This is a genomic window from Halomonas piscis, from assembly GCF_031886125.1.
GTDB lineage: Bacteria > Pseudomonadota > Gammaproteobacteria > Pseudomonadales > Halomonadaceae > Vreelandella > Vreelandella piscis.
Map to the genome: position 1 here is coordinate 1,783,649 of NZ_CP119391.1, position 25,731 is coordinate 1,809,379.

General features: G+C 62.9%; 22 protein-coding genes and 1 pseudogene. 4 read left to right on the forward strand and 19 right to left on the reverse strand.

What is annotated here, in order from left to right; translation table 11 throughout:
* Positions 1-2: 2 nt before the first annotated feature.
* The gene (gene hutI, locus P1P91_RS08355; protein WP_311881907.1) at positions 3-1,232 is read right to left on the reverse strand and encodes an imidazolonepropionase; all 1,230 of its coding nucleotides are present in this window, start codon (positions 1,230-1,232) and stop codon (positions 3-5) included.
* Between the two features lie 265 nt (positions 1,233-1,497).
* On the opposite strand from hutI, the gene P1P91_RS08360 reads away from it, so the two are divergent.
* Complete coding sequence (locus tag P1P91_RS08360) at positions 1,498-2,883, forward strand: YjiH family protein (protein WP_311881909.1); 1,386 nt, start codon at positions 1,498-1,500, stop codon at positions 2,881-2,883.
* Positions 2,884-2,974: 91 nt separating this feature from the next.
* On the forward strand, positions 2,975-3,724 hold the full coding sequence (locus tag P1P91_RS08365) for an IS5 family transposase (RefSeq protein WP_311881913.1): 750 nt from the start codon (positions 2,975-2,977) through the stop codon (positions 3,722-3,724).
* A 31-nt stretch (positions 3,725-3,755) separates the two neighbouring features.
* Here the strand turns inward: P1P91_RS08365 and P1P91_RS08370 are convergent.
* Together P1P91_RS08370 and hutC are read right to left on the reverse strand one after the other, a co-directional pair.
* Positions 3,756-4,505, reverse strand: a pseudogene (locus P1P91_RS08370) (IS5 family transposase).
* Between the two features lie 128 nt (positions 4,506-4,633).
* On the reverse strand, positions 4,634-5,344 hold the full coding sequence (hutC, locus tag P1P91_RS08375) for a histidine utilization repressor (protein WP_311881915.1): 711 nt from the start codon (positions 5,342-5,344) through the stop codon (positions 4,634-4,636).
* A gap of 103 nt (positions 5,345-5,447) precedes the next feature.
* On the opposite strand from hutC, the gene P1P91_RS08380 reads away from it, so the two are divergent.
* Positions 5,448-6,101 (forward strand): DUF938 domain-containing protein, encoded by a 654-nt coding sequence (locus tag P1P91_RS08380; RefSeq protein ID WP_311881916.1) that lies wholly within the window; start codon positions 5,448-5,450, stop codon positions 6,099-6,101.
* Here P1P91_RS08380 and yidD read toward each other — a convergent pair.
* The 10 genes from yidD to gorA form a co-directional block, all read right to left on the reverse strand.
* Positions 6,089-6,394: a membrane protein insertion efficiency factor YidD gene (gene yidD / locus P1P91_RS08385; protein WP_311881917.1), complete on the reverse strand. Its 306-nt coding sequence runs from the start codon at positions 6,392-6,394 to the stop codon at positions 6,089-6,091. The two genes, P1P91_RS08380 and yidD, sit on opposite strands and share 13 nt — an antisense overlap.
* The gene (hisI, locus tag P1P91_RS08390; RefSeq protein WP_311881918.1) at positions 6,394-6,861 is read right to left on the reverse strand and encodes a phosphoribosyl-AMP cyclohydrolase; all 468 of its coding nucleotides are present in this window, start codon (positions 6,859-6,861) and stop codon (positions 6,394-6,396) included. The genes yidD and hisI overlap by 1 nt, the downstream gene beginning before the upstream one ends.
* Before the next feature lie 6 nt (positions 6,862-6,867).
* Positions 6,868-7,332, reverse strand: a complete 465-nt coding sequence (locus tag P1P91_RS08395; protein WP_311881920.1) for a Fur family transcriptional regulator — start codon at positions 7,330-7,332, stop codon at positions 6,868-6,870.
* A 24-nt stretch (positions 7,333-7,356) separates the two neighbouring features.
* Positions 7,357-8,352: an alpha-L-glutamate ligase-like protein gene (locus tag P1P91_RS08400; protein WP_311881922.1), complete on the reverse strand. Its 996-nt coding sequence runs from the start codon at positions 8,350-8,352 to the stop codon at positions 7,357-7,359.
* On the reverse strand, positions 8,349-9,872 hold the full coding sequence (locus tag P1P91_RS08405; protein WP_311881923.1) for a UUP1 family membrane protein: 1,524 nt from the start codon (positions 9,870-9,872) through the stop codon (positions 8,349-8,351). Before P1P91_RS08405 ends, P1P91_RS08400 begins: the two co-directional genes overlap by 4 nt.
* A gap of 50 nt (positions 9,873-9,922) precedes the next feature.
* Positions 9,923-10,765, reverse strand: coding sequence for an ATP-dependent zinc protease family protein (locus tag P1P91_RS08410; protein ID WP_311881924.1), 843 nt, complete (start codon positions 10,763-10,765; stop codon positions 9,923-9,925).
* Positions 10,766-11,070: 305 nt separating this feature from the next.
* The gene (locus P1P91_RS08415; protein ID WP_311881925.1) at positions 11,071-11,466 is read right to left on the reverse strand and encodes an ectoine synthase; all 396 of its coding nucleotides are present in this window, start codon (positions 11,464-11,466) and stop codon (positions 11,071-11,073) included.
* Between the two features lie 131 nt (positions 11,467-11,597).
* Positions 11,598-12,866: a diaminobutyrate--2-oxoglutarate transaminase gene (gene ectB, locus P1P91_RS08420; protein WP_311881927.1), complete on the reverse strand. Its 1,269-nt coding sequence runs from the start codon at positions 12,864-12,866 to the stop codon at positions 11,598-11,600.
* Positions 12,867-12,980: 114 nt separating this feature from the next.
* A complete protein-coding gene (gene ectA, locus P1P91_RS08425; protein ID WP_311881929.1) occupies positions 12,981-13,565 on the reverse strand; it encodes a diaminobutyrate acetyltransferase in 585 nt (194 codons plus the stop codon).
* Positions 13,566-13,730: 165 nt separating this feature from the next.
* Complete coding sequence (gorA, locus tag P1P91_RS08430; RefSeq protein WP_311881931.1) at positions 13,731-15,113, reverse strand: glutathione-disulfide reductase; 1,383 nt, start codon at positions 15,111-15,113, stop codon at positions 13,731-13,733.
* Between the two features lie 184 nt (positions 15,114-15,297).
* Here gorA and can point away from each other — a divergent pair, with 184 nt between their 5' ends.
* Entirely contained in the window at positions 15,298-15,945 is a 648-nt protein-coding gene (can, locus tag P1P91_RS08435) for a carbonate dehydratase (protein WP_311881932.1), read from the forward strand.
* Between the two features lie 16 nt (positions 15,946-15,961).
* Here the strand turns inward: can and msrA are convergent, their stop codons facing one another.
* The 6 genes from msrA to P1P91_RS08465 form a co-directional block, all read right to left on the reverse strand.
* Positions 15,962-16,573 carry a peptide-methionine (S)-S-oxide reductase MsrA gene (gene msrA / locus P1P91_RS08440; protein WP_311881933.1) on the reverse strand — a complete coding sequence of 204 codons (612 nt, stop codon included), beginning with the start codon at positions 16,571-16,573 and terminating at the stop codon, positions 15,962-15,964.
* A gap of 78 nt (positions 16,574-16,651) precedes the next feature.
* On the reverse strand, positions 16,652-20,758 hold the full coding sequence (tamB, locus tag P1P91_RS08445) for an autotransporter assembly complex protein TamB (RefSeq protein ID WP_311881934.1): 4,107 nt from the start codon (positions 20,756-20,758) through the stop codon (positions 16,652-16,654).
* A 9-nt stretch (positions 20,759-20,767) separates the two neighbouring features.
* On the reverse strand, positions 20,768-22,591 hold the full coding sequence (gene tamA, locus P1P91_RS08450; protein ID WP_376717469.1) for an autotransporter assembly complex protein TamA: 1,824 nt from the start codon (positions 22,589-22,591) through the stop codon (positions 20,768-20,770).
* A gap of 93 nt (positions 22,592-22,684) precedes the next feature.
* Positions 22,685-23,458, reverse strand: coding sequence for a hypothetical protein (locus P1P91_RS08455; protein ID WP_311881936.1), 774 nt, complete (start codon positions 23,456-23,458; stop codon positions 22,685-22,687).
* Positions 23,458-24,813, reverse strand: coding sequence for a nucleotide sugar dehydrogenase (locus P1P91_RS08460; RefSeq protein ID WP_311881938.1), 1,356 nt, complete (start codon positions 24,811-24,813; stop codon positions 23,458-23,460). Before P1P91_RS08460 ends, P1P91_RS08455 begins: the two co-directional genes overlap by 1 nt.
* 14 nt (positions 24,814-24,827) lie before the next feature.
* A complete protein-coding gene (locus tag P1P91_RS08465; RefSeq protein ID WP_311881939.1) occupies positions 24,828-25,724 on the reverse strand; it encodes a UTP--glucose-1-phosphate uridylyltransferase in 897 nt (298 codons plus the stop codon).
* Positions 25,725-25,731: the final 7 nt, after the last annotated feature.

The window sequence follows — 25,731 nt, forward strand, 5'->3', positions numbered from 1 at the left end:
TCTCAGCGCTCATTGGACAGTCCCTCGGTCAGCTCCCCGCGATAGAGACGCTGAGCCAGCCGCCCGGGCTGGACGGCGTAGGCCAGTTCGGCCGGCGTTTCGATGTGCCAGCGGCACAGGTCAGCCGGCTGTCCGGGGGCAACGCGGCCCAGCTCATTGAGTCCCAGCGCCTGAGCGCCGTGCGCCGTCATTCCGGCCAGCGCTTCGCCCGGTGTCATGCGAAATAGCGTGCATGCCAGATTGAGCATCAACGTGGCTTGAAAGAGCGGCGAGGTGCCGGGGTTGGCATCGGTGGCGACGGCCATCGGCACGCCGGCTTCGCGTAGGGCCTCAATAGGCGGCTGCTGCGTTTCACGTAGCGTATGGAAAGCACCGGGCAGAATGACAGCAAGAGTGCCGGCTTCACGCATTGCCTCAATGCCGGCTTCGTCGAGATATTCGATGTGATCCGCAGACAGCGCGCCGTGGCGTGCGGCAGCAGCGCTACCGCCCAGGTTGGATAGCTGCTCCGCGTGGGCCTTGATCGGCAGGCCATAGGCATTAGCGGCCTTGAAGACGCGTTCGCACTGAGAGACCGAGAATGCGATTTTCTCGCAGAATACGTCCACCGCATCGGCCAGGCCCTCGGCGGCAGCTCTTGGGATCATCTCGTTGCAGACCAGGTCGATGTAGTCGTCGCTGTCGTCCTTGAACTCCGGCGGCAGAGCGTGAGCGCCGAGCAGGGTGGTGACGACGCGTATCGGGCGCAATTCGCCCAGTCGCCGCGCCGCGCGCAGCATCTTCATCTCGTGCTCGACATCCAGCCCGTAGCCCGACTTGATCTCTATCGTGGTGACGCCATCGGCGATCAGCGCATCCAGGCGCGGCAGGGCGCTTGCAACCAGGTCGTCCTCGCTTGCCTGGCGGGTAGCGTTGACGGTGCTGAGAATGCCGCCACCGCGGCGTGCGACCTCTTCATAACTCACGCCTTCCAGTCGCGCCTCGAACTCTTCGGCACGATTGCCGCCGAAGACCAGGTGGGTGTGGCAGTCGATCAACCCGGGCGTAATGACGCCGCCTGAGCCCATGTCTTCGCCGCTATCAAGCAAGGCGGCATCGGTATCGGCCATGGGCAGCACATCGACAAAGATGTCGCCCTCAACAATCACAGCCTGGAGGCCTTCAAGGGTCTGATCGCCATCAAACACGGTGACATCTCGCCAAACGCGGCGGCTTTTATCACTGCTAGCCATAGGGTTATCTCCTCTGAAGCTGCTGAGTTGGGCTTAGTTATGTATATACAATACAAACTAGCTGACTTGCGTGGTGCATGCCAATACTGGAACGTTGTTTTTAATAGTGGAAGAAGGTCAGGCCATCCGAAATAATAATATAAGTTGTTGAATACAATATATTATTTTTGAAATAAAGAAATGTAGAGAAAAACAAAAATAGACTAAAGTCTAGTTTTGAAGGGCGCGCCAGAGCCAGAAGCAGTGTTACTTTGTGTATATACAAATGAAGAATGAAGCCTGCCTACGCCAGCTATATTCGATTTCTTACCTACCACTGCGGAGCCAGTCCATGTCGCCATCTGACCCCTCAAAGCCACAGCAGTCCTCGCGGGCTACCGTTGTCAAGTTACTGCTGCCCAGCCTGCTGGGCATTTTCATATTCTTCGTGCCAATCACGCTCAACGGGCATACCACCATCGCGCTGGATCATATGGTCACAGGCGCGCGGTCTCTAATGGGCAAGGGTAGCGGCCTGTATGCCATGGCAATGATCATCGCCGGCGGGCTTTACCCGTTGTTAACTGGCACCTGGCGCGAAAACCTGACCAATAGCGTGTTCACCGGTCTTAAGCTGATCGGTATTCCGGTGGCCGGAATAGCGCTGACAGGCTGGGGGCCGGACTTTCTGCATACGCCGGACATGCTGCCGTTTCTGTTTGACAAGCTGGTCATACCGGTAGGGCTGATCGTCCCGATTGGCGCCATCTTTCTCGCACTGCTGGTCAGCTTCGGCCTGCTTGAGCTGATCGGCGTTCTGGTGCAGCCGGTAATGCGACCGATCTGGCGCACCCCGGGGCGCAGTGCCATCGATGCAGTAGCCTCCTTTGTCGGCAGCTACTCTATTGGCCTGCTGATCACCAATCGGGTCTACATCGCCGGACACTACTCGGCACGCGAAGCGGCCATCATCGCTACCGGCTTCTCGACAGTATCGGCGACCTTCATGATTATTGTCGCCAAAACCCTCGACCTGATGAGCGTGTGGAACACTTATTTCTGGCTGACCCTGCTCATCACCTTCGTGGTCACCGCGATCACGGTGCGTTTGCCGCCGCTGGCAACGATGGACGACACAAGCGAAGGCGGCGAGCCGGTGGCCGAACCCGGGCGACGTTTCGTGACTGCCTGGCGGACCGGACTTGATGTGGCTGCCAAGGCGCCTTCGCTAGCGGCAAGCGTGGCGCTGAACTTCAAGGAGGGCCTGCTGATGGCCATCAGCATTCTGCCGTCGATCATGTCGGTAGGGCTTGCCGGTCTGCTGGTGGCCAAGTACACGCCGCTCTTCGACTGGGTCGGCTGGCTGTTCTATCCTTTTGTCGCGATCTGGGGGCTGGAGGAGGCACGTCAGCTGGCTCAGGCTTCAGCAGCCGGTCTTGCCGAAATGTTTTTGCCTGCTCTGCTGATGGACGACGCTGGCTTTGTGGCACGCTTTGCCGCCGGTGTCGTCTCGGTATCGGCGGTGCTGTTCTTCTCGGCGTCGATTCCCTGCATTCTGTCGACTCGCATTCCGCTCAGCGTGGGCCGCATCGTCATCGTCTGGTTCATCAGGGTGGCGCTCAGCCTGCTGCTAGCCGTGCCGACAGCCATGATAGTGAATAACATTGGCTAGGGTCTGTTGACGTTTCATGGCAGGGGTATTGGCAGGATAGGGGCAAGCTCACAGAATAAAGGTTCCTAAGCCAACAAACTGCAAGCCTGCCATGCCCCGACAAATGCTCACGGATGAACACTGGCCGAAGCTGAAATCTATCCTGCTTCAACAAGGTATTTATGACAAGACCGATCTGCGTACCACGGTGGAAGGCATCCTTTATCGGATGCGAACCGGCTGCCCGTGGCGGGACCTACCGGAGGCGTTTGGCCCCTGGAACACGGTCTACAAGCGCTTCAACGCCTGGTCAGCGAGTGGAAAGCTGATGAGGATTTTCATCTCTCTGGTGGAAGATCCTGATGTCGAGTGGCTATTTATTGATGGTTCCTACGTCAAGGCTCACCAAGATAGCACTGGGGCTGCCACGGAAGATGCAGAAGCCATTGGCAAAAGTCGTGCAGGCAATACCAGCAAGATCCACTTGGCCGTGGATGCTTATGGGTTGCCGATCGCCTTCAGAATAACCGGGGGTGAAGTGCACGACAGCACGGAAGCCCAGGCATTGATTGACGGTTTGCCGGCAGGTGACGCGCTGGTGGCTGACAAAGGCTATGACAGTGAACGTATCCGTGAGCAGGTCGAAGCCAAAGGAATGGCTGCCGTCATTCCACGCAGGCGTAACTCGAAAAAAGGAAATGCCAATCTGGACAGAGGGTTATATCGCTACCGGCATCTGGTTGAGAATGCCTTTGCTCGATTGAAACCGTATCGCGCCATTGCGACGCGCTACGATAAGCTCAAACGAAATTACGAAAGCATGGTGGCCTTGGCATGCGGCTTTTTATGGCTACCAATGTGAAACGTCAACAGGCCCTAGGGGGCGTTAACAATTAGGCCAGCCATATGGCGGCTGACACGAGGCAGAGGAGTGACTGGTAGTTTCTTGCCAGTCGCTCATAGCGTGTAGATAACCGCCGGAACTTCTTGATTTTATGGAAAAATCGCTCCACCAAATTGCGATCTTTGTAAAGGTGCCAGTCTATATCCCGGGGCTCACGGCGATTTTTTTTGGGGGAATCACGGCCGTTGCCCCGGCCTCGGCAATCACTTCCATCAGGGCGTCGGAATCATAACCTTTGTCACCCAGTACCGCTTGCGGGGAAAAGCCTTCGAGCAGTGCCGGAGCGGGGCCGTACTCGGAGGCTTGGCCAGGCGTCAGAAGAAGTCGCATTGGGTTACCCAGGGCGTCTACCGCCACATGAATCTTGGTGCTCAATCCGCCTCGAGATTTGCCCATGGCTTCGACGTCTTGCGTGTTTTTTTGACGCTCCATGCTGGTGCACCCTGACGATGCTACCGTCGATCATCAGCTGCTCTAGATCGGGATCGTCGGCTACTGTGTCAAAAATACGCTGCCAAACGCCCTTTCGTGACCAACGGTTATACCGCATGTAGACGGTGTGCCAGCGCCCAAAAGATTCGGGAAGATCACGCCACGGGGCGCCGGTCCGAGCGATCCAGAGCACGGCTTCCACGAACAGGCGATTGTCCTTGGCAGTTACCCCACAGTCTGAGGCTTTGCCGGGGAGCAGGTGCTCGATTCGCTCCCACTGATCATCGCGTAACTTCAACCGACTCATGGCCCACCAAAATCTATGAATACTAAATCAGTTTAAACAAAACTAATGATTGTTAACACACCCTAGCAATTTCCAAAAGATCTCCGATGTAATACCACAGCAGGTGCTGGCCGAAACGCGATATTTTCTCAGGAAGTATGCAGCGAAGAGCGAAGCTTGTAACGGCCACCGGGATGCGTCAGGCGTGCATAGCTAATCAGCTGCTCTCCTGACCAAGTGCGTCGTATCAGCTGCAAGCAAGGTTGTGGTGAATCAATGTCCAGCAGGGCAGCTGTTTCTTTATCCACCAGCACCGCTTCGACTACGTGCTCCACGTCGGTAATCGGACAGGCTGCTACCAGCACTTCATTGGGGGTATGCTGGTGAAAATTGGTTTCCAGGTAGCGAGGAGCGTGGCGCGGGTTTACGTAGCGCTCCTCAAGCTGAATGGGCGTTCCGTTTTCATAATGGAGAATCAGGGTGTGAAATACTTGGGCACCCAGCCGTACTCCTAAACGCATGGACACTTCATCATCGGCACTTTTTGCTTCAACAAGCAGCACGTCGCAGCTATATTCGTGGCTGCGGTTACGCACTTCGTCGGCGATATTATGCACTTCGACCAGCGAAGATTCGGCCTTATGGTCAGTCACAAAAGTGCCGACTCCTGCCTGACGCACCAGGTAGCCTTGCTGGACCAAATCATGAATTGCCTTGTTAGCGGTCATGCGGCTGACGCCGAAATCACGTGCCAATTGCTCTTCCGGAGGAATTTGGTGTTCTGCTGCCCAGTTACCGCTCTGGATTTTCTCCAGCAGGTGCTGTTGAATCTGGAGATAAAGAGGGATCGTTTTGCCCATGACGTCTTGGCATTCCTTGCAATTGAATCTCTATTAGTTTACCTACTGGCTTACAGAAGGGCATTCTTGCAGACCCTGCCATGATGATAAACGAGTTCAGAAAATGACGGCAGCTGATGACAGGCGGCTAACAATTGCTGCTACGGCGCGCAACCGCGACCCCATACTGGCGGTGCTGCGCGAACATCTGCCGCCTCGGGCCCGGGTGCTGGAGCTTGCCAGCGGCAGCGGCGAGCACGCCGCCCACTTCACGCAGGCCATGCCCGGCTGGCAGTGGCAGCCAAGCGATACTGACAGCAAGGCGCTTGCCTCCATCGCTGCCTGGCGTGGCCATGAGCAGCAGCAAGGGCGGGGCGCCAACCTGCTGGCTCCGGTTGAGCTGGACGTCACCGCCGACTGGCCGGAAAAATGCCGGGGCGCAGCGTTCGATGCCATGGTTGCCATCAACCTGATTCATATTGCGCCCTGGAACGTCACCGCCGCGCTGATGCGCCGGGCCGGCGAACACCTCACGGATAATGGCGCGCTGTTCCTCTACGGCCCCTACCGGCGCGGCGGCCGGCATACGGCGGCCAGCAACGAGGCGTTCGACCGTGATCTGCAGGCGCGCAATCCGGCCTGGGGCATACGCGACATGGAAAGCGTCGAAGCGGAGGCGGCTGCCAACGGCCTGGCGTTGGAAGCCGTCGTTGCCATGCCGGCCAACAACGTCAGCGTGGTTTTTCGCCGCGCCGGCCAGGTACGTTACTCCCGGTAACGGCGCGGGCGGAAGTTGTCGTCGAGCTCGGGATCTTCCCGGCAGAGAGTTTCGCTGGGCCCGCCGGGAACCGGGTCGATGCCGCCGGCGCTGCCCGGGTGGCAGCGACTCATCCGCTTTAACGCCATGGCGCCACCTTTCAGCGGCCCGTGAACTTGCAGCGCCTCGACCGCATAGGCGCTGCAGCTGGGCCAGAAGCGGCAGCGCGGCCCCAGCACCGGGCTTATTACCCACTGATAGCCCCGCACCAGCCCCACCAGCACTGCCGTCAGCCAGCGGCGCAGCGGTCGCATTAGGCCTTGCCCCCGTAAAGGCTTGCCGGGTCGACCAGCGGAGCACGCGTAATCCGCGGCCTGGCGGTGACGTCGATATAAAAGCAGCTGCGCCGGCCGCTGTGGCAGGCCGCTCCGGTTTGCTCGACCTGCATCAGCAGTGTGTCGCCGTCGCAGTCCAGAAATGCGGCCTTGAGCCGCTGCTGCTGGCCGGACGATTCGCCCTTGCGCCAGAGCTTGCCCCGGGAGCGGGAGAAATAGCACGCGCGTCCGGTGCGCAGGGTTTCCTCGAGGGCATCGCGATTCATCCACGCCATCATCAAGACTTCGCCGCTGTCGTGCTGCTGGGCGATGGCGGGGATCAGCCCGTCGGCGTTAAAGCGCACCGCGCGCAGAACGTCAGCGGCAGCGGGCAGAGCATCGTCGGGGAGGGCGCTTTCCAGGCGCTTGAACAGCGTGTTGAAAGGTTCGCGTGCGATATCGGTCATGGGGAATCACTCTGGACAGGTCGAGGCGGGGGATGATGCCAGGCAGGGCGCGCACAGCCCGATCAGCTCGATGGTTTGACGCTCTACCCGAAAGCCTTCGCGGCCGGCGCGGCGCGCCAGGCACCGGCTGATGTCGTCAAAGTGGATTTCTTCCACGTACCCGCAGGCTCGGCAAATCAACAGCTGAAACCCGTGGGCATGCTCGGGGCAGGCGCAGGCCACGTAGGCGTTCTGCGACTCGATGCGGTGGACAAGCCCCTGCTGAATCAAAAACTCCAGCGCGCGATAGACGGTGGGCGGGCGCGCGGCGGCATGCTCGGCCGACAGCTGCTCAAGCAGGTCGTAGGCTTTCAGACCGCCGCCGCTGCGCGCAATCAGTTCGAGAACGCGCCGGCGTATCGGCGTAAAGCGCGCGCCGCGAGCCCGGCAGCGGGCCTCGGCCTGCTCCAGCAGATGATGAAGCTGACTCATAAGCGGCTCAAAATAAAAAGGCGGCTATGCATCATTCATCAGTTTAGCAGGCTCGACAAGCTCGCTGCGCCGGGCGAAATGCCGCTGGGCAAAGGCCACGCGCTCGGCAGGCGGCACGTTGTCGGGCTGATTCTCGACCAGGTCGAGGCGCCGGCGCAGCCCCTCGCCGTTGGTCATCTGAATGGCAAGCCCCGGGCGGGCGTTAAGCTCCAGGAGCATGGGGCCGTGCTCGCGGTCAAGCACCATATCGGTTCCCAGATAGCCAAGGCCGGTCATTTCGTAGCAGCTCGCCGCCAGGCTGAGCAGAGTGTCCCACTGGGGCACCACCAGGCTTGCCAGACCGTGCCCGGTATCCGGATGGCGCTGGCAGGGGCGGTCGAACTGCACGCCGCGCAGCGCGTGGCCGCTGGCGATATCAATACCCACGCCAACGGCACCCTGGTGCAGGTTGGCCTTGCCGTCCGAGGCGGCGGTGGAAAGCCGCATCATGGCCATCACCGGATAGCCCTTGAACACGATGACGCGAATATCCGGAACGCCTTCGTAGGTATAGGCCATCAGGCTGTCTTCAAAATTGATCAGCGTTTCCACCACGGCGACGTCCGGCGAGCCGCCTAGGGAGTAAAGCCCCGAGAGGATATTGGATACGTGCCGTTCGATATCGGTCAGCGTGAGCTCAGCTCCGCTGGGTTTGAAAAAACCGTCGGGGCCGGCCTTGTCCACGACCAGAATGCCCTTGCCGCCGCTGCCCTTGGCCGGCTTGATCACAAACCCCGGGTGCCCATCGAGCATCGTGGCAATACGCTTGACGTCGAACTGGGTGGTCACCGTGCCGATCAGCGCCGGAGTCGTGATGCGATAGGTCTGGGCCAGCAGCTTGGTCTGCAGCTTGTCGTCCACCAAAGGATACAGCCGACGATCGTTATAGCGGCCGATATAGTAAATGTTGCGCCGGTTCATGCCGATGATGCCGCGGGCTTTCAGGCGCGAAGGAAGGGTCCAGTTCTTGAGCCAGCTCATACCCCGGACTCGTCATCGGTGATGGGCTTGAAGCGGCGCAGCTCCAGCAGCCGGTAGCCGGTGTAGTTACCCAGCAGCAGTATCAGCGCCATCAGGATCAGCTGTACGCCCAGAAAGTTGAAGGTGATGTGGCGCACCACAGGGTTGTTCATGGCCAGGTAGACGATGACCGCGGTCATCAGGCTGCCGCCGCCCTGAATCAGCACCTCTTTGGGGCCTTCCTCCTCCCAGAGAATCGACATCCGCTCGATGGTCCAGGAGAGGATGATCATGGGGAAGAAGGTAATCGTGAGGCCGGCGTTGAGCCCCATGCGGTAGGCAATCACCGAGAATATCGAAATGATGGCAATCACGGTAATGATCACCGCCGATACTCGGGCGACCAGCAACAAGTTCAGATAGGACAAATAGTTGCGTATCACCAGCCCTACGGCAACGACCAGCAGAAATCCCAGAAGGCCGGTAAGCAGCGACGTCTGGATAAAGGCCAGGGCGATCAGCACCGGCATGAAGGTGCCCGAGGTCTTGATGCCCACCAGCACGCGCAAGAACACGACCACCAGCGCGCCGATGGGAATCAGCAGAATGGTCTGAAACAGCGCCTGCTCTTCCAGCGGCAGGCTGTGAATGGAGAAGTTCAGCAGAGTATCGTCGGAATGATGGTTGCGGACCGCCGCGGCCGCCGGCTGGGAGTGGGTCAGCATGGAGAAGGTGACGCGGGAATCGCTGCCGCCCTGAAGCTCCAGCACCGCCTGGCCGCCAACTTCCCACAGCAGCAGGTCGTCCGGCTTGCCCTGCTCGCCGGTAGCCGGATCGAACAGCCACCATTGCTTTTCGTCGTCGCTATAGACCTGTATCCAGCTGCTCAGCGTCTGCCGGCGACGACCGTCCTTGAGCTCAAGCCCGCTGACGACGCGTGCCTTGATCTCGGCCTGGTGCAAAAGGCGCACGATCAGCTCGGGAGCGTCGAACTGGGTCAGCAGCAAACGGGCATTTTCTCCCTGCTGCTCGCCGCTGATGTTGCGCATCAACTCTCGTGCAAAGGTTGCGTTGTCGGCGCTGCGTGCCCAGGCGCGTTCGATCACCTGGCTTGCCGCCGTATCGTAAGGGCGCTCCCAGGCGGTGGCGGACGAAAGCTCCGGCGGCGGCGGCCCCTTGGCCCGGGCCTCGGGCGCCACGAGCAGCTGCACCGAATAGTAAAGCTGCTGCTCGCCGCCGGCCTCGCGGGTGGTCCACTCGGCGCGCCGGCCCCGTTCGTCGGCGCTGTAGGCCAGACCGTAGCCCGAAGACGCCGTGTTTTCGGTCAGCACGCGAAATCCTTGCTGCTGCGAGGGCAGGGCGAAGTTCACCGATACCGGACCGTCGTCGGCGTTGTAGGTTATCATCGCTTCGACTTCCCAGACCTGGCGCTGCTCGCCGGGCAGCCAGGGAATCTCGAACTGCAGATGACGATGCGCCGTCATGGCAATGCCGACAATCAGCAGACACCCGACGATCAGGTAAAACGGTAGCCGTGACATTCAAAAATCCTTATGAAGCAAAAGCGGCGGCAGGAAGGGAGTGCCGGACGTTAGTCGTCGTCGTCGTCATCGTCGTCATCATCATGCTCGTCCCCCTCGTCGTCATCGTCATCGTCGGGTGACTCATAGGAAGGGCGTTCGTGGACATAGCGCTGGGCGACGTCGACCAGGGCGATATCCAGCAGGAACCGCCGACCCAGCAATACGGGATAATCCAGATGGGAGCGGTCGTTGAGCGTGAATTCCACTTTCTGGCGGATCGGGCCCAGCGTCATGAGCAGAGAAATCACCGGGCGCGAGGCCTCGCCGGTGGCCTGGATGATGCGCACCCGGCGCTCAACCGGCGCTTCGATCCATTCGTCGCGGCGAGCTTCTACCACCTCGTCCTCGTCTTTCAGCGACAGCTTGAAACGCACCCAGTCGTCGCCGTCGCGTTCAAAGTCGGTAATCTCCCTGACCGAAAGCGACGACGTCTTGGCGCCGGAATCGATGCGTGCCTTCAGGTACGTCTCGAGCTTGGGCAGACCCACCCATTCGCTGCGGCCCACCAGCGTTTTGGTGCTCAGCAGGCTGTCGGCTTCGCAGGCCTCGCGGATGACCCGGGGCTCGCTATCCTGGCGGATCTGAAGCGTTGCCACATCGCCGCGCAGGCGGCGCAGAAGGCCGCCAATCTCGCGCACATTGGCGCTCATCTCCTGGTAATGATCAAGCTGCTCCTGGCGCATGGCGGAGGTGTCGCACTGGCGGGCAATACGGCTTTCCAGCTCGCCCATGCGCATCCGGAAATCCGGTTCGGTCAGCGGGGCAGGCGTGGATGTTTCGTGTGGCGTCATGGAACAACCGACCAGCACCAGCGAGAACATCGCCGCCAGCCCGGCAAAACCGTAGCGCATAATAAACGTACCTTTAAGCCATATAAGAACAGGGATGATAAGGATAAGGCGGCAGGGCTGTCCATCCGAACGAGATTTCACAAGAAGGGACGGCGCTTTTTACCCGATTTTGTTCATTATCATGGTAACTTGGCAGCCAGTATTTAACATAATATATATTATGCGAACCTTTATGGCTGCCGTGTTCCGGCTCATGGCCGTGCCGCTGGTCTGCTGATATCCCAGACACGCGAAAGCCCCGCCGAAGCGAGGCTTTCGGTTGCCGGTGTCGGCAGCGCACGCCGGCACTCGCCGTAGCGTGGCGACTAGTCTTCGCCGGCCGGCGCGTAAGAGCCGTCTTCGCGGTGATCTTCGTTGCCCGTCAGCCCCGGCGTGAACACACAGGCCAGATGCAGGGTCTTGGTGGCGCGCAGCAGATGCTCGTCGTGCTGGTCGAGAATATAGATATCGCCGGGCTTGATCGGCCAGACCTTGCCGTCGGCCAGCGTTTCCACTTCGCCTTCGCCCTCCATGCAGTACACGGCTTCGAAGTGGTGCTTGTAGTGGATATGGGTCTCGGTACCCGCGAAAATACGGGTGATATGAAACGAGCAGTTGCCGCCGTCATCGGCCAAGGACAGCCGCGTGCTGTCCCAGTTGCCGTTTGCCGCGGTTACCATGCGGTCGGTCTTGCGGGCTTCTTCAAGGTTGCGAACGATCATGCTTGGCTCCAAAAAAACGGCCCGCTACCGGGCCGTTGGCAGAAGTTTTTTAACAAGAATGTGCCTGGAAAGGTATTCTGCGGCGAGTCGCCACGGGGTGGCAACGACCAGCCGGCAGAATCATAGCAGCGTTAGCCGCCGATCACCTCTTTTACCGCGGTTTCGAGGATGGAAAGGCCTTTCTCCAGCTCTTCGTCGGTAATGGTCAAGGGGCACAGGCACTTGACCACCTCGCCGTCCTGGCCGCTGGTTTCGATGATCAGGCCGTGCTCGAACGCCTTGCCGGAAATCTTGTCGGCAATGTCGCCGGTTTCCACGTCGATACCGCGCATCAGGCCGCGGCCGCGCTCGCTTGCCGGCATGCCGGCATCGGTCAGCTGGGACGCCAGCTTCTGAAAGCGCTCCTCGACGATCTTGCCCTTGCGCTGCACGTCCTTGGCCAGAGTGTCGTCCGACCAGTACTGCTTGAGCGCCGCCGCGGCGGTGATCATGGCCAGGTTGAAGCCGCGGAAAGTGCCGTTGTACTGGCCGGGCTCCCACTGGTCGAGCTCCGGGCGCATGAGCACGTGGGAAAACGGCAGGCCAAAGCCGGACAGCGACTTGGAGTTGAGCACCATGTCGGGCACTACGCCGGCGTGCTCGAAGCTGAAGAACTTGCCGGTACGCCCGCACCCGGCCTGAATATCGTCGATGATCAGCAGGATATCGTTATCGTGGCAAATGCCTTCGAGGCGCTTGAGCCACTCGAGGCCGGAAACGTTGATACCGCCCTCGCCCTGAACGGTCTCGACGATGGCCGCTGCCGGCAGATCGAGGCCGCCGGACTTGTCGCCGAGCAGCTTCTCGAAATAGTCCAGCGTGTCGATGGCGTCGCCCATGTAGCCGTCGTACGGCACGAAGCTGCCGCCTACCGTGGGTACGCCGCCGGTGTTCTCGCGGAACTTGCGGTTGCCCGTGGGGGCCAGCGCGCCCATGGTGATGCCGTGGAAGCCGTTGGTGAACGCCACGATGTTGTGACGCTGCTTGACCTTGCGCGCCAGGCGGATGGCCGCTTCCGCGGCGTTGGTGCCGGTGGGCCCCGGCAGCTGGATCTTGTAGTCCAGGTTGCGCGGCTTGAGGATCAGCTCATCGAGGGCTTCAAAGTATTCGCGCTTGGCCGAGGTCCACATATCGAGGCCGTGCACCACGCCGTCGGTGGCGAGATAGTCCACCAGCGCCTTTTTCAGCTCCGGGTTGTTGTGGCCGTAGTTGAGCGTGCCGGCGCCGGCGAGAAAGTCGATGTACTCGCGACCGTTTTCATCGGTCAGGCGCGCGCCCTGGGCCTTGCTGAAAACCACCGGAAAAGAGCGTGAATAGGTACGAACGTTCGATTCCATGCGTTCAAACGTCTGGGTCTGCATGAGCGATCTCCTTTGTTGGATCGTATTCCGAACAATAAACGGGTCGGGTGTCTGTCAGTATCGATAGCTCCCCTCGCCTGACGTCAAGCGAAGGGCGCTGAACCGACAACAGTGTCATGCCTGGATGGCATCCGTCTGGAAGGGACCGATGCGTACCAGGTTTTCCGGATCGTGCTCACCTCCCAACTGCTCGGTTGAGAAATATTCACGGCTGTTCAGCGGCGTTTGCCAGCGTGCCGCCAGACGACGAAACAGCCCCCAGGACGCCATGTTGTCCGGGGTGATAGTGGTTTCGAGATGATGGACGTCTTCAAGCTCCGGACGCGTCATGATGGCCTCTACCAGCCGGCGGGCAAGGCCTGTTCCACGGGCCTTTTCACCGACGGCAACCTGCCAGAGAAAGTACGTGTCCGGGGCATTGTCCTTGACGTAGCCGGAAACGAAGCCCACTACCTCGCCTTCTTCATTCGTCGCTACCGCACAGGTATCACGAAATTGGGTAGCAAGCAAAAGGTATGCATACCCGGAATTGACGTCCAGCGGCGGGCAGGACTTGATCAGCTCATAAATTCCCCAGCCGTCTTCCGCATTGGGTTTGCGGATAAACAACGGCATTTCCGCACGCCCCACCACCGCATCGGCAACGGTGGGCTTGACGAGCTCGGCGGAGGGAGTAAAGGGCCGCATTGGTTTGTTCATGTAGTTACTTCGCTGTTGCGATTTTGTGCCAAGGATAACAGTCGCTTGTGACGAGTTCAAAACTGCTTTTATTCATTGAACCTCTTTCCATAATTTATTTTTATAAAGACAGAATGGCCTCACGTTCCCCGCACCACACCGAAAGCCTTCGTCTACCTTGCCTATTTATCGCCGGCTTAGCGTGCGCAGGGTGACAAACTCTTCGGCGCTGGTGGGGTGAATGCCCACGGTGCGATCGAAATCGGCCTTGGTCAGGCCCGCGCCCACGGCGATGGCGATGCCCTGAATCAGCTCGCCGGCGTCTTCGCCTACCATGTGGGCACCCAAGACGACGTCGCTGGCATCGTCGACCACCAGCTTCATCAGCGTCCGCTCACCGCTGCCGGACAGCGTGTGCTTCATGGCGCGAAAATCCGTGGAGTACACGCGGATACTGTCGTGGGCCTCGCGCGCCTCCTCTTCCGACAAGCCCACGGTGGCTATATTGGGATGGCAGAACACCGCCGTGGGCACGCTTGCGTAGTCCAGCGGCGGCGGCGTTGCGCTCTTGAAGTGGATATCCACCAGCTGCATGGCTTCCGCCAGCGCCACCGGCGTCAGCTCCGGCGTGTCGATCAAGTCTCCCAGAGCCAGAATCGAGGGAACGACGGTTTCAAAACGCTCGTTGACCGGCACCTTGCCTTGCGCGTCGGGGGTAATGCCCAGAGTGTCGAGGCCCAGCCCCTCGACATTGGCGTGGCGACCGGTGGCAGCGAGCACCGTGTCCACCTCGATGACCTCACCGTCGGTGAGCGTTACTCGATAGCCATTGCGGCCCTTTTCTATCTGCACGATGTTGACGTTGAAGTGAAGGTTGACGCCCTTGCGCTGCATTTCGTCCCGGGTGAACTCGCGCACCTCGTGATCAAAGCCGCGCAGAAACAGATCCCGGCGGTAGATCAGGTGCGTCTCGCTGCCAAGTCCGCTGAAGATACTGGCAAACTCCACGGCGATATAGCCGCCGCCCAGCACCAGAAAGCGCTCGGGAAAGGTCTCCAGGTCGAACACCTGGTTGGAGTCGACGACGTGCTCGCAGCCGGGAAAGTCCGGCACCCAGGGCCAGCCGCCGGTCGCCACGAGGATTTTGGCAGCGCTCACGTACTGCTCATCCTGATCGCTGACCAGCATGACCGTATGCTGGTCGACCACCGTGGCCCGGGCGTGGTAAAGCGCTACCCCGGCGTTTTCCAACAGGCGCTGGTAGATGCCGTTAAGCCGCTTGATTTCGCCTTTCTTGTTCTCCCGCAGGGTGGGCCAGTCAAAGCGCGCCGGCGTTTCGAGCTCCCAGCCAAAGCCCGCCGCATCGTCGAAGCTGTCGTGAAAGTTGGCAGCGTAGGAATACAGCTTTTTGGGCACGCAGCCGACGTTGACGCAGGTACCGCCCAGGTAGCGGTCTTCGGCGATTCCCACGCGCGCGCCCTCCGCCGCGGCCATTCGCGCGGCGCGGACGCCGCCGGAGCCGGCGCCGATAACAAAAAGATCATACTCATAGGATGCTGCGTCTGCCATTATATGCTCCTGTGCGATGGCACTTGTCGATACCTCCGACTGGGCATGCCAGCCGAGCGTACCGGCGTTTATGCTGCCGCTACGCTAGCAGCGTATGCCGGGGCCGTCACGGGTTATTCGGGCGCCCTGCCCGCTGCCGTTTTACCATTTTTGCTACCTGCCGAGACCAATAGCCGAGACTCTCATGCCAGACTCGTTGAACCACCTGCTGGATAACAACCGCGAATGGGCCGAACATATCTGCGAGGAAGATCCCGACTACTTCGCCCGTCTGTCCCGCCAGCAAAACCCCGACTACATGTGGATTGGCTGTTCGGACAGCCGCGTACCGGCCAACCAGATCATTGCTCTGCCGCCGGGCGAAGTGTTTGTGCATCGCAACGTGGCCAACCTGCTCAACCATACCGACATGAACGCCCTTTCCGTGGTGCAGTACGCGGTGGACGTGCTCAAGATCAAGCACATCCTTATCGTCGGCCACTACGGCTGCGGCGGCATCAAGGCGGCCATCGAAGGCGGTGAATGCGGCATGGTGGACTACTGGCTGCACTCGGTGCGCGAGCTCTACAACCGCCACCGCGACTCCCTAGATCACCTGCCGATGAGCGATCAGGTGGACCGCATGTGCGAGCTCAACGTCAAGGCCCAGGTCAACAGCCTGTGCCGCACCAAGATTCTTCAGCGCGCCTGGCAGCGCGGCGAAAACGTCGCGGTCCACGGCTGGGTCTACGGGCTCAGCGACGGCCGGGTGAAAAACCTCAACTGCACCGTCTCCGGGCTCGATCAGGTAGAAACCCTCTACCGCATCGACCGCCTGGCGCCGAGCGACTGAGCCTACCCGCTCGCTGCTAAGCCACCGGGCAGCTGACGCCGGTGCCCTTCAGGCCGCAGTAGCCGCCCGGATTTTTCGCCAGATACTGCTGGTGATAGCTCTCGGCGTAGTAGAAGCGCTCCAGCGGGCGGATCTCGGTGGTGATGTCGCCGCACCCTGCCTTTTCAAGCGAGGCCTGAAACGCCGCGGCGCTCTGCTCGGCGGCAATCCGCTGGGCCTCGGTGGTGGTCAGGATGAGCGAGCGATAGTGAGGGCCGATATCGTTACCCTGGCGGTTGCCCTGGGTCGGATCGTGATTTTCCCAGAACGTCTTGAGCAGCGTCCCGATATCGATGACCGCCGGGTCGTACACCACCTGAACCGTTTCGGCGTGGCCGGTGCGGCCGGTGCAGGTCTCTTCGTAGGTCGGGTTGGGCGTCTGCCCCCCGGCGTAGCCCGCCGCCGTGACGAATACGCCGGGCAGCTCCCAGAAAAGCTGCTCCACGCCCCAGAAACAGCCCATGCCCAACACGATCACCTCGTGACCTTCGGGGAACGGCGGGTGCAGCGGAGCACCGCTGACCGCATGGATGTTGCTGGTTTCAATCGGCGTTTGGCGCCCGGCAAGGGCGCCGGCAAATAGCGTCATGCTGTGTTTCCTCCGCTCTCTGTCAGTGGTCATCTATCCGCAGGTGCCGGGGTTTGACTCTCATTCGGGCGTCGCTGTTCACTCCTCGCCCTTGAGCACCCGGGGGTTGCCCTTGCGGCTGAACTGGTAAATCAGGTCTACCGCCTGGTTGGCGCCGGAAACCGCCTGCAGGTACAAATCCCGCCACAGAGTGTAGCGCAGCGTGAGCTCGGCAATGGGCGAGAATATGCCCACGCCGTAGCTGACCCGCAGCCGGTCGCTGAGCTGGCCGCTGACCGCTACCTGGCTGTCGTCTCCGGCGCCGGTGGTGTCAAGGGTCAGATCCTCGATGCCGAAGGCTTCGCCCACCGAGCCGACCGCGCCGCCGGCGCGGCCCAGCGACATGCCGATCAGGGCGGTGGTCAGGGCGTTGTCCATGCCGCCGCCGGAGGCGTCCGGCGCGCGTCCGCGCAGCAGGTACGACAGCGCCCGAGTTTCGTCCATGGCCGGCTCCGAGAAGATGGCGATGTTGGGCTCGGCGGCAATCCCCGTGACTCGCACCCCGGCAATCACGTCGTCCTCGGTCACCTCGGGGTTGCGAATCGCTTCGAAGTCCAGCGACGGCAGCCCCGGCGGGCCGCTGAAGTAGATCTTGCCCCGGCGGATCAGCAGATCCTGGCCGAACGCCTTGAAGCGGCCGTCTTCCAGATTGACGTCGCCAAAGAGCTGCAGCCCGCCGCTGTCCTGGCGTACTTCCAGCGTGCCGGCAAGGCCGGATTCCAGCCCGTAGGCGGACAGCTCCATATCGCCGCCCAGGGTAACGGTCAGATTCACGTCCATGGCCATGCCGGCGCTTTCCAGCTCGTCGGCGGCGCTGGGCGCGTCCGGGTTGCGGGCCTTGCGTTCGGCTTCTTTATCCTCGCGCTCGGTGATGATGACCTCGTCAGCGCTCGGGGCCGTGGCCGAGCGGGGAATGTCGCCGACCTCCAGCCGTGCCCAGGGCACGTTGACGTCGCCGCGCACCTGCAACCGCTCGGGCGTGGCGCGGATGCGAATATCCGGCGAGGCTTCCAGACGGCCAAACGCCGGCAGCGTCACCAGCAGCGGCGAGTCGGCTTTGAGGTCAACGCCGACTCGCCAGGCATCGCCGCCGGGCCATACGGCATCGCCGTCAATATCAAGCCGGCCACGCTCGGCGTTGAGAAAACCGTCGATGCTGCCGCGCTCGCCGTTGAACGAAACGCTGACTTCACCGTCGGGCACGGTCACGGGAATATCCGGCCCGGAGGCGTTGATACCGGTGAGCTCAAGCGTCCCCTGGAGGTCCGGCTGCTGCGTCGAGCCGCCGATGTTGACCCGGCCGTCCAGCGTCCCGGCAAGCTTCTCCATGCCCACCACCAGGGGACGGTACGGTGCCAGCGTGACGCCGTTGATCGACAGCGTTCCGTCAAGGGTACCGGCGCCCAGCGGATCGTTCACGGCCACGCTCAGCCGGGCGTCCCCGGCTTCGGCGAGCGACAGGCTGACGTCGGCGCCCGCCCGGGCGGTATCGGCGTCCAGGTCGGCGTCCAGGGTCAGCTGCGGCAGCTCGACCGGCTGGCCGTAATCGTTGAGCGCGGTGATCGCAAGCCGGCTTGCCAGCTGGCCGTCGGCCTGCCAGCGGGAACCGCCCGCCGACCAGGAGGCGGTGAGGTCAGCGGTGGTGTCGCCGGCAAGCTGCCAGCCCTCGGGCAGAAACGGCTCGGCGGCTTCCATCGGCACTTCGCGCAGGGAAAGCGCCGCCTCCCCCTGCTGGGCAGAGGCCGTCAGCGGCTTTTTCGAGCACACCACGCCGCCCTGCTCCCGGCGCAGGCAGAAAGGCGTAAGCTTCAGTTCGCCGCGGCTCAGGGCATAGCGGATGTCTACCGGCGATTCCAGGCGAACGTCCCCGGCGCTGGAATCGGCCTCCAGCCGGGAGAGCGTTCCCCGGTAGCGGCTGCGCGCCTGATCGAGGCCGCCGGACAGGACCAGCCGCGCCCGGCTCAGGGTGTCGTTGTCCGCACCGCCCCGAGCGTCAAGCGTCAGCTGATGCCGGGAAAGCTTGCCGTCAAGCTCGAGCACGACGCTTTCAAGGGCCTGCCCGCCGGCGTCCAGCCCCAAAAGCTCGAGCCCCACCTCGAGCGCGGGATCGTCAATGCCGCGGACGTCGGCGTCAAGGCGCAGCCGTTGCAGGCCGTTGTCGGCAAAGCGCAGCGCGTCGCCGCTCAGCTGTGCCGTTACCTCCGGCGCGGAGAAGCTGCCTCTGGCGGTAACGTCGCCGGTCAGGGTGCCGCCAAGCTCTCTGGAAATGCTGTCGAGCTCGCGCAGGTTAATATCGGCGTCGAGGTCGATATTGCTTTCGCTGACTTGGCCCCGAGCGTTGAGGCGGTTGTTCCCCTGGGCGAAGTCGAGCCGGCGAATGGTCATGTTCAGGTTGCTGTTGGCCTCGAGCGCGGCGTCAAGCGTGAGCGGGTAGCCCTGGAGCGTACCGTCGAGGCTAAGCCCCGGCACATCCACGGCCCACTGGTCGTCGAGCTGGCGCAGGCTGAACTCGGCGTTGCCGCTCAGCTGACCTTCCAGCGCGTCGACAAAGCGGTTGGGGTCAACGTCGTCCAGCGCAAGCGTGGCGTCCACGCGAAACGGCGCCTGCCATTCCACCCGCCCCTGGCTGCTCAGCCGGCCGTCGCCGGTGTCGACGTCAAGCGATTCCCAGGCAAAGTGAGCGATATCGCCGCTGCCGGCGAGTGCCACCTCGGCGGGGGGCACGTCCGGGCCTTCGGCCTGGAAACCGAGCGTCGCCCGGTAGCCTTCCAGGCTGCCGCTGGCGGCCAGGTCCAGCGCGCGCAGGCGGTACGGCTGGATATCTTCCTCCGCCTTTGTCGGCGGTTCGGGGGCGGGAGCCGGCGCCACTTTTGCGGCCGCCTCGGCGTTGACCGCCGTGCTCTCGGCAAGCGCGGCGGCCTTGCGTGGCGGCAGCGGCCACTGCAGCGACTCGCTTTGCAGCCGCAGCTCGAACGGAATAGCCGGGGCCAGCAGATCGGCGCTGGCGCTAAAGCGTGCGTTGACGGTGCCCCGGGCATCAAGCTCGGCGTGCAGGTCGTCAAGTGCCCCGGAAAGCGTGAGGGTCAGCTCTTCGCCGCTGAGCTCGGGCATCAGCTCGGGCAGAAACAGCACCACGTGCAGCCGGGCCGACAGCGGATAGGTATTGCTCAGGGTGGTATTGGCGTCAAGCCGAGCGCTGGCGTCCGGCGTCACCAGGTTGAAGCGGGTCAGCGTGACTTGATCGCCGTCGCCTTCAAGCCCCAGGCGCAGCTCGTTGACGGTATAGTCGGTGACGCCGCTGACCTCGAAGTCCTCGACGTCCAGCAGCGCCAGATCGACGTTGACCGGCAGCCTGATCGCCGGCAGCTCCAGAGGCTCGCGGGCGGCCAGGGCTTCGTCCAGCGGCACGGCCTCATCGCCGGCTCGGGCCGGCGCCTCGGGCAGCGTTTGCACCGCAATCGCGGCGTCGATGCCTTCGGCGTAGAGCGGCGTGTCGGCGTTTTGGGTCAGGCGCACTCCGGGGCCTGGCGGCAAGTACAGGCGCGGCTTTTGCCACGCGGTCGGCGCCACCCTGATCTGGCCATCCTCGGCGGTCAGGGCGCTGTCAAAATGCGCCCACCCGATGCGGGGGCCGTCGCCCAGCTGCACGCTGACGTCGTCCAGCACGAGCTCTCGCAGCTCCATCGGGAACGGCAGGTGAATCTCCCCGGCCGGAGTATCGTCCTCGGGTTCGGGCTCGGGGGCGTTTTTCTCTGACGGGTCCAGGCGGATATCGGCGCCGGCCACGCGCAGGGTGTCCAGGCACAGCCGGCCCGACAGCAGGCAGTCGTCCGCCCAGGCGAGCTCGAACTCGTCCACCCGGGCGTGAACGCCGAAGGCGTCCATGGCGAAGCCCTGCAGGCGGAAATCGTCCAGCAGCCCGCCCTCGTGGTGCTCGACGCGGATCAGCTCGTGCTTCTCCGCCTGGGAGAGCAGAAAGCCGGTCCCGAACGGCGCCAGGGCAAGCCCAAGCACCAGCATCAGCAGGGCCATAAGCCACAGCGGCAGCCAGAACAGCAGGCGCAGCATGGCCCAGGCAAAACGTCCGAGCCGCTCTTTGCCGCTCATTCGGCGGCGCCCGGCCGGCGTGGATCGAGTATCAGGCACGCATGCCTCCTAGAATTCCGGGCCGATGGAAAAATGAATCCGAAAGTCGCTGTCGTCATCGTCAAAGGGATGGGCAACGTCGAAACGGATGGGGCCCACGGGGGATACCCAGCGCACGCCCAGGCCGGCGCCGGTTTTCAAGTCGGCCGGCCCCCAGCTGTCGAAGGCATCGCCGGTGTCGACGAAGGCCGCGCCCCACCAGCTGCCGGTGACGTTACGCTGATATTCGGCGCTGGCGGTAAACATCTGCTGGCCGCCGCGGCGTTTGCCCTTGGCGTTGCGCGGCGACAGGCTTTCGTAGGAATAGCCGCGCACGCTGTTGTCGCCGCCGGCAAAAAAGCGCAGCGACGGCGGAATCTTGCTGAAGTCGTCGGTTTCGATGGCGCCCAGGCTCACCCCGCCGACAAAGCGGTTTTTCTCGCCCAGCATGCGGATCCACTCGCTATCGCCGGTCGCGCGGAAAAACTGCGCGTCCGACCCCCAGGCGGTATCCGAATACTCCAGCGAGAGCTGCTGACGATCGCCCCAGACGGGAAAGCGCTGCTCCCGGGTGCGGGTGCGCGTCCACTGAATGCCGGGGTAATAGATCCAGACCTTTTCGCTCTCGCCGCCCTGGGTAAAGTCTTCGTAGGTGGTGCGCACGTAGACCGACTGCACCCAGTCGTTGTCAAACTGCCAGCGCCGGGCGAGCTCCACCGTGCTTTCCAGAGAGTGAGTATCGCCGTCGTCGAGGTTTTTGATTCCGTACTGCAGGCGGTAGCTGTCGCGCAGCGGATCTTCCAGCGGCACGTTGTAGGCGCCGGAAAAGCGCTGCTCAGGGCCGGAAAGGTAAAGATCGTGATCCAAACTGTGGCCGTAGCGATTGATCCAGGGCTGGTTCCAGGAAAAACGCGTGCGCGGCCCCACGTCGGTAGCGTAGCCCACACCAACCTCGAACTGGTGACGCTCGGCCGGCGTTACCACGACGTCTACCGGCAGCCGGGTATTGTGATGGCGATGCACGCGCATGGCGCTGCCCAGGGCGTCGCGCTCGAGCCACGCGGTTTGTGGCTGGGTCTCGGTGGTGCGGTGCCACCAGCTTTGCGAGCCGTCCGACGGCGCCATGGCGAGCTCCTTGGCACTGTCTAGCCTGGGGCGCACCATCACCGAGCCAAACCAGCCGGTTTCGGCCAGCCGCTGGTTGTACTCGGCGATCGAGCGCGCCAGGTACGGCTTGCCGGGCTCGAAGGTGCGCATGGATTCCAGCCGCTCGGGCTCGATATGGCTGCCGCTGACGACGACGTCGCCGAAGCGGTAGCGCGGTCCGCTGTCAAAGTCCAGGTAGAGCCGCGCGCTCTGCTTGTAGGGGCGCACTTCCATGCGCCGCCGGGCAAAGCGCCAGTCGAAATAGCCGCGCTCGAGCGCCGAGGCGGAAAGGCTGCCGCGCAGCTTGTCCCAGGGGGCATGCAGCAGCGGATCGCCCTTTTCCAGCGGAAAGTCGTCGACCGCCTCCTGAAACGGCGGATCGTTTTGAGCATCGCCTTCGAGCGTAATCGACAGGGTCTCGATGCTGACGCGTTCGCCGGGGTCGATGGCGATGCTGACGACCTGCTGGCCCTTGGGCTCGTCGACGGTAACGTTGATCTCGGGCTCGTAATAGCCGTAAACGCGCATGGCTTCGCCGCTGCGCCGCTTGACCTCGCCGGCCAGGCGAGTCCTGGTATAGGCCTCGCCGTCGAGGTTTTCCAGATACGCCTCGATGTTGTCCTTGACCGCTTGGTCCAGCTCGCCGTCAACGTCCTTGATCGTCGCGCTCAGGCCAAACGCCAGCGGCGCGGTGCACAAAAGCGGCATCGCCGCATAGCGCGCAAGCCGGCCGGCGTCGGGACATCGGAAGTATTGTCTTGTCACGTGCACTGTGCTCCGTCGAAAGCGTATCCGTCTCTATTAGCGCAGCATTTCCAGCTGGGCACTGAAGGCCAGCTGGGACTGGCGCAGCTGGCGCACGTCGCTTTCCAGAGCGTCGAGTCGCTTGGCCAGCGTTTCCCGGCCGGCATCGCCTCCCTGGTCGAGCGCGGCCATGTCGTCGGCAAGCGTCGCCAGCGCCTCGTTGAGCGACGCCAGGCGTTCGTCGTACGCCTGTGCCTGACGCTCAAGGCGGTCGGCGAGAGTGGCTTCCAGGTGGGCGATGTCGTCGTCGAGCTGCCCGTGCTCGCTTTCCGCAGCGCTCTCGAGGGAGTCGAGCGAGGCGCCGAGCGCCGCCAGCCGGTCGTCACGCAGGCTTGCCGCCTGCTCCTGCTCCTTGACCTGGGCCAGCAGCGACTCGATCGCCTCGGCCGAGACAATATCCTCGCTTGCGGGCACCAGGTCCAGCAGCTCTTCGCGCATGCCGTTGAAGCGTACCGACAGCTGCTCCTGCTCCTGGAACAGCGTGCTCAGCTGCGCCTGGATCAGCGCTATTCTGTCCTGCACTTTGCCGTCACCCGAATCCAGCCGCGCGTGCACGTTGGAGACCTCCCCCTTGACCCGGGAAAGCTCGTCCAGCAGCCGCTCACGTTCCAGCCAGGCGCCTGCCGCCAGCGCCGCCATGGCGGCGATCAGCAGCACGATAAAAAGCCACAGCGGCCACAGGCGCGGCCTTGACGGCTGGCGGCGACGCGCCGGCCCCAGGCTCTGGCTGGCGTCGGGAACAATGCGCGAAGATGCGGCGTTTTCAGACATTAACTCTCCTTGCCTCGGGCTTCCCCCGGGCCTTGCGCCTGCTGTGGTAGCGACTCCCGGGGCCCCGGGGAAGCCGGGTCCGCCCGGCGGCCGATCCCCCGGTAGCATAGCCCACAGCTTGCCACAAAGTCGGGATCATAAATATTGCGCCCGTCGAGTATCAGCCTGGCGCGCAACGTCCCCGCCAGCCGCTCCCAGTCCGGATTCCAGTAGGTTTTCCATTCGGTTACCAGCAGCAGCGCGTCGGCGCCTTCGCAGGCGCGGTAAGGGTCGTCGCTGAAGACGGTCAGGTCAGCGCGCTCGCCCACGGCCTCGACAAGCGCCGGTATGGCGGCGGGGTCGTGCAGCTTCACGTGCACGCCCTGGGCCCACAGCGCCTCGAGCAGCGTCAGCACCGGGGCCTGGTCAATGCGCACGGTACCGGGTTTGAAGGCGGCTCCCCAGATCGCTATCGTCCTGCCCGCCAGCTCACCGCCAAAGTGTGCCCAGAGCTTGCGAAACAGCGTCTCTTTCTTCTGCTCGTTGATGTCCATCACCCGGTCCAGCAGCGCCGAGGCGCGCCCGCTGGACAGCTGGGCGTCAGCCAGGCGCATGAGGTCCCGGGAAAAACTCGGCCCGCCAAAGCCGCAGCCGGGGTAAAGATACTCAAAGCCGATGCGAGTATCCGCCCCCATGCCCTGGCGCACGTGCTCGACGTCGACGCCCAGGGTATCGGCAAGGCCGGCGATCTCGTTCATGTAGCTGATGCGGGTGGCCAGCATGCCGTTGATCGCCAGCTTGGTCAGCTCCGCGTCCCGCCGCGGCATGCGCTGAAATACCTCGCTGCGGCGGTTGAAGGCGCGCAGCAGCTCGCGCACCAGGCGTTCGCCGCGGGCATCGTCGCAGCCCAGCAGCCAGCGCGTGGGCCGAGTGAAGGTGGTCCAGGCGCGCCCTTCCTCGAGCATGTCGGGCAAGGCCACTCCGATATGGGGCCCGCCCAGGCAGCGCTCCAGCCGCTCGGTTTCGCCCACGGGGAACGTCGAGTTGTTGACCAGCACCAGGCGCGCCTTGCTCCCCATGGCCGGGTGGCGCAGAAGGGTCTCGGCGTCCTTTCGCTGGGACGGGGACAGCCCCAGCCAGAGGGCATCGAGGTCGCCAACCGCTTCGACGCTGTCCACCAGCGTCAAGTGGCCGTCGGCCCGGCTGTGCTCGATCTGCTCGAACAGCTGCGGCTCCCGGCGCAGCCAGTCGGCTTCGCGCAGCGCAGACCAGGGCTGGGAGGCGTGGGGCAGCCAGCTTACCCGGTGCCCTACCCAGGCAAGCGCGGCGGCGGCGGTAGCGGCGGAAAGCTCGCTGCCGTAAATCAGGATCCTCATGTCCGTTCTCCCGCTTACTTTCCCCGGTAGCGCGACAGCAGTGCGCGGAAGTCCTCACCCAGCGCCGGGTGGCGCCGGCCAAAGGCCAGGGTCGCTTCCAGGTAGCCAAGCGGCTGGCCGCAGTCGTAGGTCAAGCCCTGCATGCGGTAGGCCTGAACCCCCTGACTCTCGCGCAGCGCCTCGATGGCATCGGTGAGCTGGATTTCGTTTCCCGCCCCCGGCGGGGTATCGGCGAGCAGCGGGAAAATGGCGCCGGGAAGCGCATAGCGACCGATCACCGCCAGGTTGGACGGCGCCTCGGCCCGGGTGGGCTTTTCCACCATGCCGGCAAGCGCCGCCGCCTCGCCCGGGGCGGGAACGGCGTCGCTTGGCGAAACGATGCCGTAGCGCTCGACCTCCGCCCAGTCGACCTCTTCCACCATCAGCTGGGCTCTGCGGGTGAGTTCGAACGCCGCCAGCATGCCGCGCAAATCGCTATCCCCCCTGGCCTGGCCCTCGGCCGCGTCCACCAGCACGTCCGGCAGCAATACGGCAAAGGGCTCGTCATCGCCGATCACCGGGCGGGCGCAGAGTACCGCGTGTCCCAGGCCCAAAGGCTCGCCCTGGCGCACGCTGATAAGATTGACGCCGTCCGGGACGATATCGCGGATGCTTTCCAGCAGCGCCTGCTTGCCCTTGGCTTCGAGGCTGGCTTCCAGCTCGGCATGGGTGTCAAAGTGGTTTTCGATCGCGCCCTTGCTGGCGCTGGTCACCAGCACGATGTCGCGAATGCCCGCCGCTACCGCCTCTTCGACCACGTACTGGATGACCGGGCGGTCGACCACGGTAATCATTTCCTTGGGGATCGCCTTGGAGGCAGGCAGGCAGCGGGTGCCGAATCCGGCGACGGGAAGTACAGCCTTGCGAATCATAGCGGTC

Excerpts from the sequence above, each read along its gene's own strand:
- hutI (WP_311881907.1), bottom strand. The coding sequence starts at position 1,232 with ATGGCTAGCAGTGATAAAAGCCGCCGCGTTTGGCGAGATGTCACCGTG.
- P1P91_RS08360 (WP_311881909.1), top strand. The coding sequence starts at position 1,498 with ATGAAGAATGAAGCCTGCCTACGCCAGCTATATTCGATTTCTTACCTA.
- P1P91_RS08365 (WP_311881913.1), top strand. The coding sequence starts at position 2,975 with ATGCCCCGACAAATGCTCACGGATGAACACTGGCCGAAGCTGAAATCT.
- hutC (WP_311881915.1), bottom strand. The coding sequence starts at position 5,344 with ATGGGCAAAACGATCCCTCTTTATCTCCAGATTCAACAGCACCTGCTG.
- P1P91_RS08380 (WP_311881916.1), top strand. The coding sequence starts at position 5,448 with ATGACGGCAGCTGATGACAGGCGGCTAACAATTGCTGCTACGGCGCGC.
- yidD (WP_311881917.1), bottom strand. The coding sequence starts at position 6,394 with ATGCGACCGCTGCGCCGCTGGCTGACGGCAGTGCTGGTGGGGCTGGTG.
- hisI (WP_311881918.1), bottom strand. The coding sequence starts at position 6,861 with ATGACCGATATCGCACGCGAACCTTTCAACACGCTGTTCAAGCGCCTG.
- P1P91_RS08395 (WP_311881920.1), bottom strand. The coding sequence starts at position 7,332 with ATGAGTCAGCTTCATCATCTGCTGGAGCAGGCCGAGGCCCGCTGCCGG.
- P1P91_RS08400 (WP_311881922.1), bottom strand. The coding sequence starts at position 8,352 with ATGAGCTGGCTCAAGAACTGGACCCTTCCTTCGCGCCTGAAAGCCCGC.
- P1P91_RS08405 (WP_311881923.1), bottom strand. The coding sequence starts at position 9,872 with ATGTCACGGCTACCGTTTTACCTGATCGTCGGGTGTCTGCTGATTGTC.
- P1P91_RS08410 (WP_311881924.1), bottom strand. The coding sequence starts at position 10,765 with ATGCGCTACGGTTTTGCCGGGCTGGCGGCGATGTTCTCGCTGGTGCTG.
- P1P91_RS08415 (WP_311881925.1), bottom strand. The coding sequence starts at position 11,466 with ATGATCGTTCGCAACCTTGAAGAAGCCCGCAAGACCGACCGCATGGTA.
- ectB (WP_311881927.1), bottom strand. The coding sequence starts at position 12,866 with ATGCAGACCCAGACGTTTGAACGCATGGAATCGAACGTTCGTACCTAT.
- ectA (WP_311881929.1), bottom strand. The coding sequence starts at position 13,565 with ATGAACAAACCAATGCGGCCCTTTACTCCCTCCGCCGAGCTCGTCAAG.
- gorA (WP_311881931.1), bottom strand. The coding sequence starts at position 15,113 with ATGGCAGACGCAGCATCCTATGAGTATGATCTTTTTGTTATCGGCGCC.
- can (WP_311881932.1), top strand. The coding sequence starts at position 15,298 with ATGCCAGACTCGTTGAACCACCTGCTGGATAACAACCGCGAATGGGCC.
- msrA (WP_311881933.1), bottom strand. The coding sequence starts at position 16,573 with ATGACGCTATTTGCCGGCGCCCTTGCCGGGCGCCAAACGCCGATTGAA.
- tamA (WP_376717469.1), bottom strand. The coding sequence starts at position 22,591 with ATGCCGCTTTTGTGCACCGCGCCGCTGGCGTTTGGCCTGAGCGCGACG.
- P1P91_RS08455 (WP_311881936.1), bottom strand. The coding sequence starts at position 23,458 with ATGTCTGAAAACGCCGCATCTTCGCGCATTGTTCCCGACGCCAGCCAG.
- P1P91_RS08460 (WP_311881938.1), bottom strand. The coding sequence starts at position 24,813 with ATGAGGATCCTGATTTACGGCAGCGAGCTTTCCGCCGCTACCGCCGCC.
- P1P91_RS08465 (WP_311881939.1), bottom strand. The coding sequence starts at position 25,724 with ATGATTCGCAAGGCTGTACTTCCCGTCGCCGGATTCGGCACCCGCTGC.